Origin of the sequence: Methylobacterium isbiliense, from assembly GCF_022179325.1 — a bacterium.
GTDB lineage: Bacteria > Pseudomonadota > Alphaproteobacteria > Rhizobiales > Beijerinckiaceae > Methylobacterium > Methylobacterium isbiliense.
This window is the reverse complement of record NZ_BPQQ01000122.1, coordinates 18,361-33,514: the sequence shown is the minus strand read 5'-3', so window position 1 is coordinate 33,514 and position 15,154 is coordinate 18,361. Positions and strand designations below refer to the sequence as shown.

The 15,154-nt window shown below is 68.3% G+C and carries 11 protein-coding genes and 5 pseudogenes; 9 read left to right on the top strand and 7 right to left on the bottom strand.

All coding sequences use genetic code 11. From position 1 onward, the window contains the following. Positions 1-649 precede the first annotated feature (649 nt). Complete coding sequence (locus MFF61_RS32615) at positions 650-1,924, bottom strand: TadE/TadG family type IV pilus assembly protein (RefSeq protein ID WP_238241851.1); 1,275 nt, start codon at positions 1,922-1,924, stop codon at positions 650-652. Positions 1,925-2,156: 232 nt separating this feature from the next. After that, a complete protein-coding gene (locus MFF61_RS32610; protein ID WP_238241849.1) occupies positions 2,157-2,609 on the bottom strand; it encodes a BLUF domain-containing protein in 453 nt (150 codons plus the stop codon). A gap of 190 nt (positions 2,610-2,799) precedes the next feature. Between MFF61_RS32610 and MFF61_RS32605 the strand changes: the two genes are divergently transcribed. Further along, on the top strand, positions 2,800-3,273 hold the full coding sequence (locus MFF61_RS32605) for a PAS domain-containing protein (RefSeq protein WP_238241848.1): 474 nt from the start codon (positions 2,800-2,802) through the stop codon (positions 3,271-3,273). 301 nt (positions 3,274-3,574) lie between these two features. On the opposite strand, the pseudogene MFF61_RS32600 reads toward MFF61_RS32605, so the two are convergent. Further along, a pseudogene (locus tag MFF61_RS32600) lies at positions 3,575-4,530 on the bottom strand (IS630 family transposase). A 142-nt stretch (positions 4,531-4,672) separates the two neighbouring features. On the opposite strand from MFF61_RS32600, the gene MFF61_RS32595 reads away from it, so the two are divergent. Beyond that, positions 4,673-5,863 (top strand): adenylate/guanylate cyclase domain-containing protein, encoded by a 1,191-nt coding sequence (locus tag MFF61_RS32595; protein ID WP_238241846.1) that lies wholly within the window; start codon positions 4,673-4,675, stop codon positions 5,861-5,863. A gap of 300 nt (positions 5,864-6,163) precedes the next feature. Here MFF61_RS32595 and MFF61_RS32590 read toward each other — a convergent pair. The 3 genes and pseudogenes from MFF61_RS32590 to MFF61_RS32580 all read right to left on the bottom strand — a co-directional run. Continuing rightward, a pseudogene (locus MFF61_RS32590) lies at positions 6,164-6,436 on the bottom strand (hypothetical protein); the annotation flags it as partial. 8 nt (positions 6,437-6,444) lie between these two features. After that, positions 6,445-8,124, bottom strand: a complete 1,680-nt coding sequence (locus MFF61_RS32585; protein ID WP_238241845.1) for a PAS domain-containing protein — start codon at positions 8,122-8,124, stop codon at positions 6,445-6,447. 318 nt (positions 8,125-8,442) lie between these two features. Then, positions 8,443-9,504: a tyrosine-type recombinase/integrase gene (locus tag MFF61_RS32580; protein ID WP_238241844.1), complete on the bottom strand. Its 1,062-nt coding sequence runs from the start codon at positions 9,502-9,504 to the stop codon at positions 8,443-8,445. A 175-nt stretch (positions 9,505-9,679) separates the two neighbouring features. Between MFF61_RS32580 and MFF61_RS32575 the strand changes: the two genes are divergently transcribed. The 6 genes and pseudogenes from MFF61_RS32575 (at position 9,680) to MFF61_RS32550 (ending at position 13,394) form a co-directional block, all read left to right on the top strand. After that, the gene (locus MFF61_RS32575) at positions 9,680-10,918 is read left to right on the top strand and encodes an RHE_PE00001 family protein (protein WP_238241843.1); all 1,239 of its coding nucleotides are present in this window, start codon (positions 9,680-9,682) and stop codon (positions 10,916-10,918) included. Positions 10,919-11,108: 190 nt separating this feature from the next. Continuing rightward, positions 11,109-11,225 (top strand): annotated as a pseudogene (locus MFF61_RS32570) (helix-turn-helix domain-containing protein); the annotation flags it as partial. Next, a pseudogene (locus tag MFF61_RS32565) lies at positions 11,218-11,709 on the top strand (heavy metal translocating P-type ATPase); the annotation flags it as partial. The pseudogenes MFF61_RS32570 and MFF61_RS32565, both read left to right, overlap by 8 nt. Positions 11,710-11,810: 101 nt before the next feature. Next, entirely contained in the window at positions 11,811-12,623 is an 813-nt protein-coding gene (locus MFF61_RS32560; RefSeq protein WP_238241842.1) for a universal stress protein, read from the top strand. Continuing rightward, positions 12,623-12,953 (top strand): annotated as a pseudogene (locus MFF61_RS32555) (c-type cytochrome). Before MFF61_RS32560 ends, MFF61_RS32555 begins: the two are co-directional and overlap by 1 nt. 36 nt (positions 12,954-12,989) lie before the next feature. Continuing rightward, on the top strand, positions 12,990-13,394 hold the full coding sequence (locus MFF61_RS32550; protein WP_238241841.1) for a BLUF domain-containing protein: 405 nt from the start codon (positions 12,990-12,992) through the stop codon (positions 13,392-13,394). A gap of 274 nt (positions 13,395-13,668) precedes the next feature. On the opposite strand, the gene MFF61_RS32545 is transcribed toward MFF61_RS32550, so the two are convergent. Further along, entirely contained in the window at positions 13,669-14,529 is an 861-nt protein-coding gene (locus MFF61_RS32545; RefSeq protein WP_238241840.1) for a universal stress protein, read from the bottom strand. A gap of 241 nt (positions 14,530-14,770) precedes the next feature. Between MFF61_RS32545 and MFF61_RS34105 the strand changes: the two genes are divergently transcribed. Further along, positions 14,771-15,094, top strand: a complete 324-nt coding sequence (locus MFF61_RS34105) for a PAS domain-containing protein (RefSeq protein WP_353960061.1) — start codon at positions 14,771-14,773, stop codon at positions 15,092-15,094. The last annotated feature ends 60 nt before the right edge of the window (positions 15,095-15,154 follow it).

The window sequence follows — 15,154 nt, the reverse complement described above, 5'->3', positions numbered from 1 at the left end:
GATCAACGCGGACGGTCCGGAGCATGGGCTTACTCGTGCGATGGGCCTGCCTCGACGTGGGGGCGGTCCGGTCGGATCGGCGGCCGGGGTCCTGACATGGCTTCGAAGATTGCATTCGGCGACGGCCGCTCCTAGGAGCAGGCCGCTGCCGCGTTCCCTTCAGCCGAGAGACCTGTCGGGGTCGCGGCCGGGCGTTATGCCTGCGGTGCCGCGCATCGGAGTGGGTCGCCTCGATCGTGTCGGCTTCGCGCAGCGCCACATGCCCTTCCCCATCGCTCCGCGTCGTGACCGAATAGGTGCCGGAACGGTCTTGGCCATGGTTGGACGACTCAGCACGCGCGATGAAACCGCGAGGTTCGCGAGCCCGCGTTGACGTGGCTCAATCCGGCGATGACGGTCCTGCGGATGGAACTTGCTATGGAAACCCACGACCTCAAGGCCGTGGCACAGTCGCCGCAAGGAAAGGGACTAGCAATCTGATGGTGCGTCACCTGATGTTCACCTGCGTAGCGAGCTGTGTCAGGGACGCAAAAGTCCGAAAATTCCTGCAATCAGACTTTCCCGACGAACGCTACGAATGTCTGGAACGGGTCAGGAACTCGCGCTCGGCTGTTTCGGCTTTGCGCCGATTGTGTTGAATGTTGAAGGTTTAGTCCGCGAGCCTGATAGTTCCTTCCGACGGCCCGAGCCCCTTGGGCACCGGCACGCTCGTCAGGCCGTAGTTGGCGTTCACCACGAGCTTCGGGTTGGCGGTGAGCAGGATCTGCCGGCTGACGATGACGGTGAAGTGCGATTGCTGCGCCACCTCGTTCGTCGCGTCCACCACGAGGCGGCCCTTCGGCAGGTAGATCGTCCCGGTCATGTTGGAGACGTAGTTCGACTTGATCTCGTGCTCGCGCATCTCGCCGGCGTGACGGTCCTCGTAGAACAGCAGGCCCGCGAGCGGCCCGCCGGTGGGTGCGTCGAGGTCGACCCTGGCGTTGCTGAGGAACTGGAACCGGGCGTTCGCGCCGGTGAGGTAGAAGCCGACGCCGTCGCCGGCCACCTCGGCGTTGGAGTCAACGACGAATGGCCCGCCGCTGATCACGTACTCGCCGGGATCGAACTGCACGACCGAGTTGCCGCCGATGAACAGGCCTCCGCAGTAGGTGCCCGGTGTCAGGCGGTAGCGGCTTCCGGGCGCTCCGCGGTCAACGACCTGCAGATTGCTGGCCTTGCAGGATCCAACCGTCAGCGCCGCACGGCCTGCGAGTGGATCGGGGATCTGCGCACAGTCGCTCAGGCGCGTCCCTCCTCGGAACGATCCCTGACCGGTGAAGCCACCGCTCGAGCACACCTTGGCGGCCGTGACCTGGATGCCGCTGTCGGTGGAGATGCCGGCCGCGTGCCGGGCGTTGGAGTGGACGTCGCAGTCCCGCGCCGTGAGCCAGGAGTTCGACTTGAGGTAGACGGCCTGCGCGGCGGAGGCGTCGAGGGCGAGCACGCAGAGCTTGCGCTGTCCGCTCAGGATGGCGGTGGCGTCGGCTGCAAGCTCCCCGGGAGCGATGCCGAACAGCCCCGCGAAGGTGTCCTGCCGAGGCATGCGCACCTCGACCCGCACGGTCGTAGCGTCGGACAGCGTCGCCGCGACCATCGGGACATGTCCGATCCCGGCCGCGTCGAGGCGCGCAAGGACGATGCTGCGGGCGATGGCGTCAATCCGGGCCTGGTCGGCACTGGTGATCGTCAGTTCCCGGGCGGCCGAGAGGGCGGCGGCGTCGACAGCAGTCTGCAGATGTGCCTGTTGGCGCGTCCAAGTGACGTAGTCGAGGGCTGTTCCGGCTGCACCGAGGAGTACAGGAGCTACGAGGCTAAAGATGAGGGCGACCGCGCCTGAAGCATCCGCACCGAAGTGCTGTCCTGCACGCCTCCATTTTGGAACCATCGCCACACACACCTCTGACTGGTTGTGCAACGATGTAGCGGAGATCCTTTCGTGTGCGGAAACGCAATTGCCTTCTGCTGAAGCCAGCTAGCAAGAAGGTTAGCAATCCGTTCGCACGTGTGGGCAGCGTCATCCGCGGGCCGGGGGGCGGCGCCTAAACAACATGCGCCCTGGACTTTGGGCCCTCCGCCTCCATCGCCCTACTGTGGCGAGAGGTCCCGCCAGCACCCGATCAGCTGGCGAGTTTCTGTCCCTGCCGCCGGCTGACCTCGTAGGCCTGCAGATCCAGCGCCAGGTTGATGACCTGCTCCGACTTCAGGCGCGCGGGCTCCAGCGGTCCGCCGAAGCCATGCTGCAGATAGACTTCCTGCACCTCGGGCGTGCGCATCGCGCCACCCATCGTCCAGTTCGGGAACAATCGGCCGTGAACGTCCCGCAGGTTGATGATCGTCGCTGCTGAGTGGCGCGGGTCGCACGCGATCCGAGCGTAGGTTTCCGTTACCTTGGCGCGCTCCCCTTCCAAGATCTGCACGAACCAGGTCTTGTCGAAGATCAGGAAGCCCGTAATCCCGTCACGGCTGTTGTTGCGCTGAGATGCAGAGAGGATCTCGCGCATGTTGGTCAGCATAGCGCGATCACCGCCCGCCACGGTGTTGCGGCTGTAATAGACGAGTTGGTGGATCATTGACGCTTCAACTCCGTCGGCCACCAGAGTGTCGCTCGCAGGAGCGACTGCAGCCGTGTGTAGATACAGAGTGGGGGTACGGTCCTAACGGAGTCCTAATTTCCGTGCGAGACCGACGCCAGAGCGACCCGCACTCTGGAGGAAACGTTAACAGAGCCTGATTTAGCGTTGCGGCTGAGGAGGAAGGCCGGTGACCATCGTGGAACTCGTCAGGCTGTTTGCGGAGCCGCTCACCACGGCCGTCGTGCTCACTGACACCGATCTGGAGCGGCCCGGGCCGACGATCCTTTACGTCAACCCGGCCTTCGCACGCATGAGCGGCTACACCGCGGCAGAGATGCTCGGGGCCTCACCTCGGCTCCTGCAAGGCCTCGATACGAGCCGGCAGGTGACCCGGCTGATCTCCCGCAAGCTGCGGGCCGAGGGCCGGTACCACGGTGTGCTGGAGAATTGCCGGAAGTCAGGTGAGGCGTACCTGTGCGAGATCGACGTGCGCCCGCTGCTTGGCAGGGACGGTGAGCCCTTGGCGTTCCTCGCCTTCGAGCGGGAAGTGGTGCGCCGCAGGGGGCGACCTTCCCAGGACCCAGCTGGCCGTTATCGACCTATCTTACCAGAACCCCTTGAGGTGTGCCCGATGGGTACGGCTCCCTCCCTATTCGCCTGATGAGCGGATGGCCCTTCAGCGACAGCCCTGACCTTCTCAAGCTGCCTGGGGCCCACATTCTGTGCGGCATGTTCAGCTGTGCGCGACTATCGAACCTTCGATTGGCGTCGCTCGAAGGACCGATCGTCATTCGACAGCGGACCCTTCGAGAGCTGGTACTCCACTGAGGCCAGCGGTCGGCTCGCGCAAGCAAAACGGGAGGCGCAGCCTGACGAGCTCGCGGATGCGTGTCAGGTTCCCGTAGTGCAGATCGCTCAAGTCATGGTGGATGCGGAACTCGCCGCCCTAGAGCGGCATCCGATCAGATTGAGTCATATGCATCGTAGCCTGCGGCTGCCAGATAGTTGCGGCACTCGCCTGGCGTGAAGCGCCTGAAGGCACGCTTGATGGCGTCCCAGAGGTCTGTGACGGTGCGAGCCGCCTCGGCGCGCAGCACGGCCTTGAGCTTGGCGAAGGCGAGTTCGATTGGGGTGAAGTCGGGCGAGTAGGCCGGCTGGTAGAGCAGCCGCGCACCCGCCGCCTCGATACGCTCGCGGATGCCGCTGACCTTGTGAGCGGGCAGGGTGTCGAGCACGACCGTGTAGCCGCGCCTCAGAGCCGGCACCAGGGTCTCTTCGACATCGGCGCGGAAGCGGGCCCCGGTCATCGGCCCGTCGAGGAGCGCGGTGGCCGTCAGGCCGCTGGCGCGCAGGGCGGCCGTGACGGTGATGGTTGTCCAATGCCCGAACGGCACGGCCACCCGGCAGCGCTCGCCGCGTGGCGCACGCCCCTAGCGCCGGATCATCTTCGTGGTCGTGGCGGTCTCGTTGATGAACACGAGCCGGTCTGGATCGAGATCGAGCTGGCCCTCGAACCAGGACAGGCGGGCTGCCTTCACGTCTTCTCGATCCTGCTCCGCCGCATGACCCGTGTTGTTTTGCGCGTGATGCCGTGTCGCTTGAAGAAGCGCGACAAGCTGCTCACCCCCATCCGCAGGCCGCGCTCGGCCAGTTGGGTGCGCAACTCGCGCAGGAACAAACCGGGCTGCGCCTCGTCGATCTGCCGGATCAGGTCGGCCCGGGCCTCAAGCGCATGTGAGCGCTGATCGCCGCCCATCGGCTTGGCGCGCGTGCGGCCCTCCCGCACGAAGGCTTCGTGCCAGCGCACCGCGCTGGCTGGGCTGACCGCGAAGCGCCGCGCCGCCTCCCGGCGCGAGGCTCCACCCTCGATCAGGGTGACGACCCGCTCGCGCAGATCGGCGGATAGGGCTGAGGGCATTCGGCTCTCCCCATCGAGAAGCCGCGCATCGAATCACATCCCGGTCCGCCCCGTAACCCCAGCCAATTCAAGCTGATCGGACACCGCTCTAGGCGCGATCTATGGCGACCCTGGAGTATCACAGCAGCTTGAGCGCGGCAGGTTGTCAGCCGTCACGCTGCCGCCGCTATTGAGTGGTCATCCGTTCGATCGCGCTTCCGAGCTGAAGAAGATGATGTCGACTGGCACCGCAACCTTCTGGATCATCATCGCCACGATCAGCGCTGCGTTCGGAGCCCTGCATGGTGTTCTGTTCCATGACGGGCCGACAGGCGTCGGCATCCTCTACGGCATGTGCATCGGCCTCCTGACTATCGCGTATGAACGCGGCGTTTTCCTCGCCGGATACAGCAGTCGCCTGCGATGCCTGCCCACGCTCGCCTACCTCGCCGCTGCCGAGATCAGCCTGCTGCTCGTGATCGTCGTCGCGACGATGGTGACCGGCTCGGTCTTGTGGACGCTCGGCATCACGGACAAGACCCTGATGGAAGCTGCGACGCCCAAGCTGTCCTCCATCCCCTACGCGCTGGCGGTTTCCGCGCTACTCGTCTCCGCTCTGCGCGTCCGTGACTTGATCGGCGGCGAGACCTTCACGAACCTCCTGCTTGGACGCTATCACCGCCCGGTCAGCGAGGAGCGCATCTTCCTGTTCCTCGATCTCGTCGGATCGACGGCTTACGCCGAAGAACACGGCGACTTGGCCGCACAGGAGCTGCTGAAGGCCGTCTTCGCGGCGATCGCGGAGCCGGTTCGCCGGTACCGCGGGCAGGTCGACGATTACGTGGGCGATCAAGTCATCATTTCCTGGCCGCTCGCAAGAGGCATCGAGAAGGCACGGTGCGTCGCCTGCATCTTCGCGATCCGCCGGACATTCAGCGACGAGCGGGACGGCTGGTTAACCCGCTTCGGCCTCGTTCCCGAGTTGCGCGCCGCGCTTCACGGCGGCAGCGTCGTGACGGCGGAGGTCGGCGTCGATCGCCACAAGATCGCGTATTTCGGCGACGTGATGAACGCGACCGCCAGGCTGGAAGGTCTGTGTCGTGAGGCCGGGCGGCCTGTGCTGATCTCGGATGCAGTCCTCGCGCGTCTGCCTGTGCTGCCCGAAGGGATCGAGGCCGAAATGCTCGGGCCGCATCGCCTGCGAGGGCGCAGCGGCGCGATAGTGGTGCATGCGCTCGCAGAGCGGCGAAGGCTGCATGCCGTCGATGACCCAGACGGCCGCATGGACGCCGAAGCCGAGCACAAAATGATGTCGCTGAGCTATTCGGCGCGCTGGCTGAGCGGAACGGCTTGAAGCGGCGTCGCGTAGGCTCTCGATCCCGCACCCTCGGCCGAAACGGTGAGCGGCATGGTGCAAGAGGCATGGCCGCGCTCCAGCCTCATCGCGGCAGCTGAGCACGGCATCGTCATATCTGCGGCCAAAGCTAAGCGAGAAGGCGCTTCAAGAGGACAGGCCGCGCTCTGTGGCCCGAATGCGAGCCGTGTCAGGATGGGGCGCCCGGCCCGTGCTGCCAGGCAGCCTCGTCAGGTGACGGCCCTCATGAGACCCGGAGGCTCACCGTTCGGCCAGACCAAGATCCGGGGAACCCTCACGGAAATCGCCCCGCGCCTGCGCGGCGACGACGGTGCCGAAGCTGACCGAGCGATCCGGGATCGGCGGGCCGGGGGTGGGATCGGCGATGATCTGCAGGAAGACGCCTCTGTTCAGGCCGCCCTTGTAGGTCTGCCCAGTCGAGTGCAGGAAGCGCAGCCCGAACTCGACGCAGGTCGCAACCCGCTTCCCGACCGGCAGGTGCACCCGCGCGGGCTGCAACGGGGCGAGATGCGCGGGCTTGCGCTCCACGTAGGCGAGCAGGGCGACGTAATCCCTAGCGCTTACGCTCTGGCGTGACCGAAGTCGGAACTCTGCCGTCCCGGACCGGTGCGTGCGCCTCTGCGTAGGGCCGCCTGCACCCGATCGATCAGCTCGCTGCGGCGATAAGGCTTGCCCAGCACGTCCATGGCGTGAGGTTGGGGACCGTCGATGGCCATCTCATCGTTGTAGCCCGTCGTGAGCAGGATCGGTACGCTTGGGTCACGGCTGGCGACCTGCTCGGCCAGAACCAGGCCGTTCGCGCCGCCCGGCATGATCACGTCCGAGAACACCAGCTTGAACCCGTCCCCGCGCTCGCGCGCCTCGTCGAAGCGCTCCAGCGCCTCCTCAGCGCTATGAGCGACCACGACGCGATAGCCAACTTCCTGCAACGCCTCGGCTGCCATCGCGACCGCCTCGCGGCTGTCGTCAACGACGAGGATGAGCGGCGGCGCGGTCAGGTTATCGAGCGGGCGTGCCTGATAGTCCCTCTGGGCCTCGCCGCGCCCGAGATCCTCCTCTTTCGGCTGGAAGACTGGAAACAGCATGCGGATGATCGTGCCCCGCCCGACTTCGCTCTCGACCTCCAGGCGTCCGCCTGACTGCTGCACGAAACCGTGGGCCATGGCGAGGCCCAGACCTGTCCCCTCGCCGCGCGGCTTGGTGGTGAAGAAGGGCTCGGTGGCGCGCGCCGCAACGTGCGCTGCCATCCCGGTGCCCTCATCCGAGACGCAGAGCAGCACGTAGTCGCCCGGCTTCAGATGCCGTGAGGTGGCATCGCCGTTGAGGTGAACCTGCCTCGTGGTGACCGTGATGGCGCCGCCGTTCGGCGAGGCGTCGCGCGCGTTCACCACGATGTTCAGGAGCGCCATCTCCAGATGAGTCGCGTCGACCTGCACCTGCGGCAGGCGTCGCTGCAGGTTGAGGTGCAAGGTGGCCTTGCTGCCAATCGAGGTCTCCAGCAACTCCGCGACCGAATGCACGAGGTCGCTGAGATCTACGCCCCGCGGCTCCAGGCGGCCGCGCCGGGCGAAAGCGAGAAGCTGATGGGTCAGTTTCGCACCGCGCTCGGCTGCGCCCGTAGCTGCGGCGAGGTAGCGTTCGAAGGCCAGTTCGTCGTGACGCTTGGCGGCCAGACGTTCCAGGCTGCCGTTGATGACGTGTAGAAGGTTGTTGAAGTCATGGGCCATGCCTGCGGTCAGCTGACCGATGGCCTCCATCTTCTGCGCCTGGCGGAACTGCTGCTCCGACTCCCGTCGCTGCGTCACGTCGAGCTGACTGGCGAAGAAGTAGATGATCTCGCCTTCGGGGTTGTGCACGGGCCCGATGAACACGGCGTTCCAGAACGGCGTTCCGTCCCGACGATAATTCAGGATCTCAACGGCGACGGCTTCGCCGGCCGTGACGGCGTCCCTGAGTTGCCGGACGTGCTCGGGGTCGGTCCCGGCACCCTGCAGGAAGCGGCAGTTGCGGCCGAGCACCTCGCCTTCCTCGTAGCCGGTCAGGTCGAGGAACGCATTGTTGGCGAAGACAATGGGAGTGTCTTCCTGGCGGGGATCAGCCAGGATCATCGGCATTCGGGTCATCTCGACGGCGGCGAAGAAGACGCTGCCGCGCTCGTTCAGGTCCGTATTGGTGATGGTGCTCTGCTGCCAGTGGCGCAGGCCGGGCCGCCCCAGCGGCTCCAGCGCCCCCTGATCCATTCTGCCGCGAGCCGGTTCTCCCGTACTCGTGTCATCTCCGCCGGTGTGCTCCGGCGCTCTCTGGTCATCGTTCATGGACGTCATGTAGCGGAGAACGCTGCTGCTCGCCGAATGGTCCTTGTCTCAATCATCGAGCCGGACCAGCATCGCTCCGTGACCAAATTTGCACGCAGCGTCCACTTTTAGCCGTGGAGCAGACCTCCTGTGGGAACAAGCGGAATGTCCGCAAAGGGTCAGAAGCTCGCATCCGACATTTTCGGGTACGCGCTCAGCCCGTTGAAGTGGTGAGGGGACCACGTTCCCGCTCATGGTTCTGGCTCAAGCTCGATTTTGCAGCGTTGCGAGCTTGCGGGCGGCGCCCCGCTGAGCCCTGAGCCGCTCGCCATAGCGGGCGGGCATGGCGGGCGTCTTCCACGAGCCCGCCTGCATGACCTCGAGCAGCTCGAACCCGGCCGCGAACATGTCCTGCGTCGCACCAACCCGGGTCGAGTGCCCGGACGGAGGACGAGACAGCTTCACGCCCGAGGCCGCAGCGATCTCCCGGTAGAGCCGATAGACTTCGGCGTCTGCAAGCGCGGCCGCGCCCACGCGGCCTCCCTTGCTCACGGGCCGAAACAACGGTCCGCTCGTCAGGCCCGCTGCCTGCAACCACTCGGTCACATGCCCAACCGTATCCGGCGCCAGGTACTTGACCGCGCCTTCACCCTCCTGGTCGATCTTGGTTTTCCTCACCAAGATCGTGCCCGAGCCATCCTCCGCTCGCTCAAGATCCTCGATGAGCAGCGTCACCAACTCGGAGCGCCGCAGCAGGGTGTCGTAGGCGACGGCCATAAGCGTGGCATTGCGAAGGGCGATCAGCGGCACTGCGTGATCGCCCTCGGTAACGCGGCGGTGCAGGCGCTCTGTCGTCTTGACTGCCAGCATGCGATCGATGCTGGAACGGTTGAGCGGCTCAGCCTGCTTCTGCCGTCGGCCCTTGGCGCGGCTCATGCGCTTCACGGCCAGCCGGACGAGCTCGTCCGTGCAGGGGTTCGGCAGCCCCGCGGCGCGGTGGAGCATGGCGATGGAGGAGCGGTAGCGCTCGATGGTGGCGCGCGACTTCATCTCGGCCTGTGCGTCGATGAAGTCCGCCACGGTCTGGGCGGCGGCCGGCAGCATCGACCGGCCGTGCGTGCGGCACCACTCGGCGAAGATGCGGCTGTCGGCGGCCAGCGCCCGCAGCGTGTTGGGAGCGAAGGCGCCACGGGCGGCGCGGGCGTAATCCTCGAGCCGCTCCAGCACCTCGCGATCGAGCGGCAGAGCGCTGGCGAGCGGGACGGGGAGGGCGCCGGGGGCCTCGTGGGGCGGCTCGGGCGCGGGATCAGCAGGGTCGAATTCCATGCCCTGAAGCGTAGCCGTTTGGTCCTTAACGGTCCACCAATTCCCGCTGATAGGTGCCATTATCGGGGGGAATTTTGATGGCCCTTGCGCAGGCGTTTCGCGCCAGCGCGCGCAGATTGCTGGATGAACCAAGCGATGGCTATAATCGCTTGGGTGAGCTAGCATCAATCCCGCTGTGCCAACCACTTATGCCCTCGACGACATTCTCACTGCCGCGGCGTGGCGACGGCTCGCCGGCCCAGCCGCGCGCGCTGCCGAGGCCGTCGTTCGGCTCGATGAGCGCCTGGCTCGCACGGAGCCGGTCCTCGCTGACGGCGTGAGGTCACGCGCGCACTTCGTCGACGCTCAGGCCGCGCTCGGGCTCGAGGGACAGCTCGTGCTCATGGAGGACTTGGTCCTGCACGACGCCGCCATGCCCGTGCGCCGCCCGACGCCGGAGCTCGCCCGGGCCACCCACATCCTCGCGACCCGGCGCCGCGTCGCTGGTTCCCGGCCGGACTGGTCTTTCACCCCTGAAGGCTGGTCTGCATTGTTCGGAGCCGCAGGACGGGAGTGCGACGAACTGGTCACACCCCATGGGACCTCGCTGGTAGAGGCGTCAAGCCACAGTGCTGAGAGCGATGGGCAACCCTGGATCATGCCACGCTTCGGAGATGACCTGTTTGCGCCCGACGACGACGTTGAGGCCGCGAGCTCAGGTGATGACGATGACCTCTGGGACGAGGACGAAGGACCCGACCCGGATTTCGCGGACATCGACCGCCTGCTCGCCCGCAGCCGCCGCACGCTCGCCGAGTACAACGATCTGACCACCGCTGAGGGCCGAGCCACGCTTCGGGTGCACGATCCGCAGTACAGGGAGGCCGAGCGGCTGGCGGCTTGGCGGCAGATCGTCGTCGAGGACGCGCGGGAGCTACCGGCCCTTCTCGCGGCGGCGATTGCGCTCGATGCCTGGTTCGCTCTGGATCCGTCCGAGCGCCACCCCTTCCTCGGCCCTCTTCTCGCGGGCGCCCTGCTTCGGAGGCGCGCTACGTCGCGCCATCACCTCCCTTCCCTCGCCCTCGGTTTGCAGGAGAGCCGCACACCCTGGCTGAAAGTGACCTCTGCAGCCGAGCGCATCGGTGGGCTCCTGCGCGCCTTCGAGGCAGCGGCTCACGCCGCCGGACGCGATCTCGATCGGCTCACCCTCGCGCGCGAGCTGATGTTGCGCCGGGTGCGCGGCAAGCGCGGCACCTCGCGCTTGCCGCAGCTCGTGGACGTGCTGGTGTCGAGCCCGCTGGTCACGATCCAGAGCGCGGCGAAGCGGCTTGGGACCTCGCCTCAGGCGATCGAGGGCATGCTGGCCGACCTTGGTCCGGCCTGCCCGCGCGAGCTGACCGGACGCAAACGGTATCGGGCCTGGGGCATCGTGTGAGGTGCCCGGCGTGGGACCTCCGTGCCAAACCGAACGCAGAGAGCCCGCAGTCCGCTCTGGCCTTTCGGAGAGCGCGTTCTGTTTGGAAAGCTGCCGAGCGAGCCGTTGGCCCCCTATCCTCCTAGAGCGCTATCCGAGCGGGCTGAAACGGCTGGCGGGGTGATGGGTTGGTCGGCGAAGGAGAGCGCCGATGTCCTCAGCCCTGTCCGTCGATCTGCGTCAGCGCGTGGTCCATGCCGTCGCGGCCGGTGCGTCCCGACACCAGGCAGCCGAACGCTTCGGGGTCAGTCTGGCGAGCGCGAGCCGTCGCGGAGGCGCTCGTCGCCGGTTTGTCCGTCGACGCCGTCGCCGCGGATCTCGACCCACCTGCCAAGACCCATACCGTCGCCGCCGAGCGGCGGAACGGCCCCGTGATGATGGTCGGCGATAGGGTCACCGACGCCCCTGCCCTCGCGGCCGCCGACCTCGGCGTGGCGCTCGGCGCCCGCGGCGCGGCGGCCGCGGCCGAGGCGGCGGACGTCGTCCTGATCGTCGACAGCCTGGCGTCGCTGCCCGAGGCCATCCGCATCGCCAGGCGGGCGGGCGCCATCGCTCTCCAGGGCGTGTGGGCCGGCATCGGGCTGTCGCTCGCCGCTATGGTCGCAGCGGCGCTGGGATACCTCCCGCCCCTCCAGGGCGCCCTGCTCCAGGAGGCCATCGACGACGCGGTCGTCCTCAACGCCATGCGCGTGCTCGGCGGTCCCCGGAACGGTCGCGCGCCCGCGGCGCAGGCAGCGATGCGTCACCCATGAAGCTGGCTCGCGCCGCCGCAGGGCTTGCGATGGATCAAGGTCGACGAACAGGCCCGAGAGCAGGCTCCACTCGTCGACATCGGCGCGCGACGGAGCTGGCCATGGACTACGCGAACATCCTCGTTTCCGCAGACCTCGGCGACGCCGCGCCCGACCGGATATGGCTCGCCGCCAGCCTCGCCCGCCGGTTCGGGGCGACCCTCACGGGCGCGGCCGCCAACAAACCGTCGCCCGTCATCCTGGTGAGCGACGTGTACGACGCCATGGAACAGGAGGAGCGTAACGCGGCCCGCGCGCGCGCCGCCCTGGAACAGCCGCGCGAACTGTTCGGACGCGGCGCGGGAGACGGGACTCTCACCGACTGGCGCCCGGGCCTCGCCGACCCCACGCGGCACCTCGTCGAGCAGGCGCGCGCCGCCGACCTCGTCGTGGTGGGCCGGCACGGACCGGAGGACGAGGAGCCGGGTCCGCTCGGCGCGATGCCCGGGCCCGTGCTGATGGAGGCCGGCCGGCCCGTCCTCGTCGTGCCGCCGCACCTCGCGCACCTCAAGGCCGCCCGTGTCGTTGTCGCCTGGAGGGACGGGCCGGAGGCGCGCCGGGCGGTGACGGCGGCGCTGCCGTTCCTGCGCGAGGCAGACGAGGTCCTCGTCGCCGCGGCCGGCGCCGATGCCCACCGCCAGGGCGTCGAGGACGTGGCCGCCCACCTCGCCCGGCACGGCGCCCATGTCACCATCCACCTCCTGCGGGGAACCGGGCGCGACAGCGAGGAGATCATCGACTTCGCCCTGCGGCAGGACGCCGACCTCATCGTCACCGGCGCCTACGGACATTCCCGCCTGCGGGAATGGGTCTTCGGGAGCTTCACCCGCGACCTCCTCGACCGCTCACCGGTCTGCTGCCTGATGAGCCACTGATGCGCGCGCGCCGCCTCGCTCTCCTCGGCGCCCTCGTCCCGGGACTGCTTGCCACCCTGCCCCTCGTCGCCCGGGACGCCTCGGCGGCGCGGGGCCAGGCCTTCGCCCGGGAGCACTGCGCCCGGTGCCACGCGGTCGGCCCACATGGGTGCGAGCCCGATGCGCGAGGCACCGCCCTTCCGCGTGCTCGCCGGGCGCTTCCCCGTCGACGACCTCGCCGACGTCCTGGTCGAGGGCGTCGAGCGGCGTCATCCCGCGATGCCGGAGTTCCGGCTCGACCCGGGCGACGCCACCGACCTCACGGCCTACCTGAAGGCGCGGGGACGGTGACGGGCGGGGCGTGACCGGCCGCGAGGAGGCCAGTTCATGGACGCTTCCCTTCTGTACGTGAGCCGGCGGGCGGCCACGGACGCCGACATCCGCGACATCGTCGCGGCGTCGCGGGCCCGGAACGCCGTACTTGGGGTCACGGGTGCCCTTGTCGCGTCGCGCGGCCGGTTCGCACAGGTCCTGGAGGGCCCGCGCGCCGCGGTGGACGCGCTGATGGACAGCGTCCGGCGTGACCGGCGGCATGCCGGGGTCGAGGTGCTGCTGTACGACGACATCGACCGGCGCCGGTTCCCCGATTGGACGCTGGCCTATTGCGGCGGCGCCCAGTTCGTCGACGGGCTGATCGCGGCCCTGGCCGAGCGGAATGCCGCCCGGCCGGACCCGGCCGACCTGCACCGCCTGGTCCGGGCCATCGAGGAGTTCGCGCGGGCCCGGCCGTAACGCGGCCGGCCGCAGCCGGGGCGCCACGAAGCCTGTGCGGGCCCGTCACTCGACGAAGCCCCAGCCGGCCTTTAGCGCGCGGAGCTCCTCCTCGTTCAGCGGGTCCGGCCATTCCGGTCGGTTCGGTGCCCGCACCTCCGCCGGCACCTCCCGTGTCTCGGGCTTCGCCGGTCCGGGGCGGCCCTGCCGGCGCGCAGGTTTCCGCGCCCGCGCGCCCCGGCCGACCGCGCCGCTTCGTGAAGGTTTTCGCTTGAGCATCGTCGGCCTCCCGGGCTCAGTGGGCGAGGAACAGTGGGGCTGGGCTGCCCCTCAGCAGGGACCGCGTCACGCCGCCGAGGAAGAACTCCCGCACGGGAGAGTGCCGGTAGGCGCCCATCACGATCATGTCGGCCCGGAACAACCCGGCCTGGGCGCGCAAGGTGGCGGCGACGCTCTCGCCCCCCGGCAGGTCGTTCACGGAGACGTTCACCCCGTGCCGCGCGAGGTGGGGCGCGAACTCGGCCCCGGGCACCTCGGCGTGGATCTCCGCCTCGTCGCCGATCGAGACGATCTCGACCGCCTCGGCCGCGCGCAGGAACGGCAGGGCATCGTTGGCCGCGCGGGCGGCCTGGGCGCTGCCGTCCCAGGCGACGACGATCCGCCGGGCGGAGAACGCCGCGTGACCCGGCGGGACGGCGATGACCGGCCGGCCGCTGTGGAACAAGGCCTTCTCGACCATCTCTCGGTCGAGGTCATAGGTGCGAGGGCCTATGTCCAGGACGGTCAGATCGTGCAGCCGTGCCCTTGTGGCCAAGCGGTTCACGATGTCCGGATAGGGCAGGCTCGGCGCCTCCGTCGTGCAGATGACCCCGGCCTGCGCGGCGTCGCCGGCCGAGCGCTCCGCGATGGAACGGGCCAGCGCGTCGAGGCGGCGGTCGATGACCGCGACGCCTTCGTGGTAGAAGTCGCCGAGCCAAGCGTCGTCGCCGGATAGGCGCCAAGAAGCTGACTGGACGGTGAGGTGGGCGCCGGCGGCCTTGGCCAGCGTCAAGCCGTAGCCGATGGCGGACGAAGCCTCCTCGCGCTCGGTCTCCACGGCGGTGCCGACGAGGACGTCGCGGATACCTACGAGGGGGGATGGTGAGTCGTTGGCCATGGGGCATCTCCGGTCCAGAGCCTCATGGTTTGACCCGTCCGGAGGGGCCGGCCTTGATCCAGCTCAAGGGGCTTGTCCGGGACGTCAGTTCGCGGCCCTGAACATGGGGTAGCTTCGCAGGTGCGGAGTTGAGGCGCTGCCGGGACTCCGAAACTCGCCCCACGGCGACGGTGCGTCGGTCACGCCGCGGCAGACATCTCGGCCGGCGCGGCTTGGAGCTGAGTCTCCAGGGGCGTGAACGATGACGAGCACCGTTGACGCTCCCGGCCTCGGTCAGGTCGGCGACGGCACGTTGACCGTCGAGGAGCTCCGGCAGATCCTCGACGAGGTGGGCATCTGCATCTGGTCGCTGGACATCCCGACCGGCCGGGTCACCGTCTCGCCGACCTGCGCCCACCTCTTCGGCGTCCCGCCAGAGCGACTGATCACCTTCGCGGCGACTCAGGTCCTGGTACATCCCGAGGACCGGCAGGCCCGGGCCGATGCTATCCAGAAGGCATTGCGGGAGGGCGGCCGCTACGAGGTTGACTACCGCGTCGTGCGACCCGACGGCCATGTCTGCTGACTGCGTTCGTGCGGACGGGTCCGGCTCGACGCGAATGGCCGGCCGGCGCGGCACCGCGGG

Bases quoted from the DNA above. Each gene is read 5' to 3' on its own strand.
- MFF61_RS32615 (WP_238241851.1), bottom strand. From the start codon at position 1,924: ATGGTTCCAAAATGGAGGCGTGCAGGACAGCACTTCGGTGCGGATGCT.
- MFF61_RS32610 (WP_238241849.1), bottom strand. From the start codon at position 2,609: ATGATCCACCAACTCGTCTATTACAGCCGCAACACCGTGGCGGGCGGT.
- MFF61_RS32585 (WP_238241845.1), bottom strand. From the start codon at position 8,124: ATGGATCAGGGGGCGCTGGAGCCGCTGGGGCGGCCCGGCCTGCGCCAC.
- MFF61_RS32580 (WP_238241844.1), bottom strand. From the start codon at position 9,504: ATGGAATTCGACCCTGCTGATCCCGCGCCCGAGCCGCCCCACGAGGCC.
- MFF61_RS32560 (WP_238241842.1), top strand. From the start codon at position 11,811: ATGGACTACGCGAACATCCTCGTTTCCGCAGACCTCGGCGACGCCGCG.
- MFF61_RS32550 (WP_238241841.1), top strand. From the start codon at position 12,990: ATGGACGCTTCCCTTCTGTACGTGAGCCGGCGGGCGGCCACGGACGCC.
- MFF61_RS32545 (WP_238241840.1), bottom strand. From the start codon at position 14,529: ATGGCCAACGACTCACCATCCCCCCTCGTAGGTATCCGCGACGTCCTC.
- MFF61_RS34105 (WP_353960061.1), top strand. From the start codon at position 14,771: ATGACGAGCACCGTTGACGCTCCCGGCCTCGGTCAGGTCGGCGACGGC.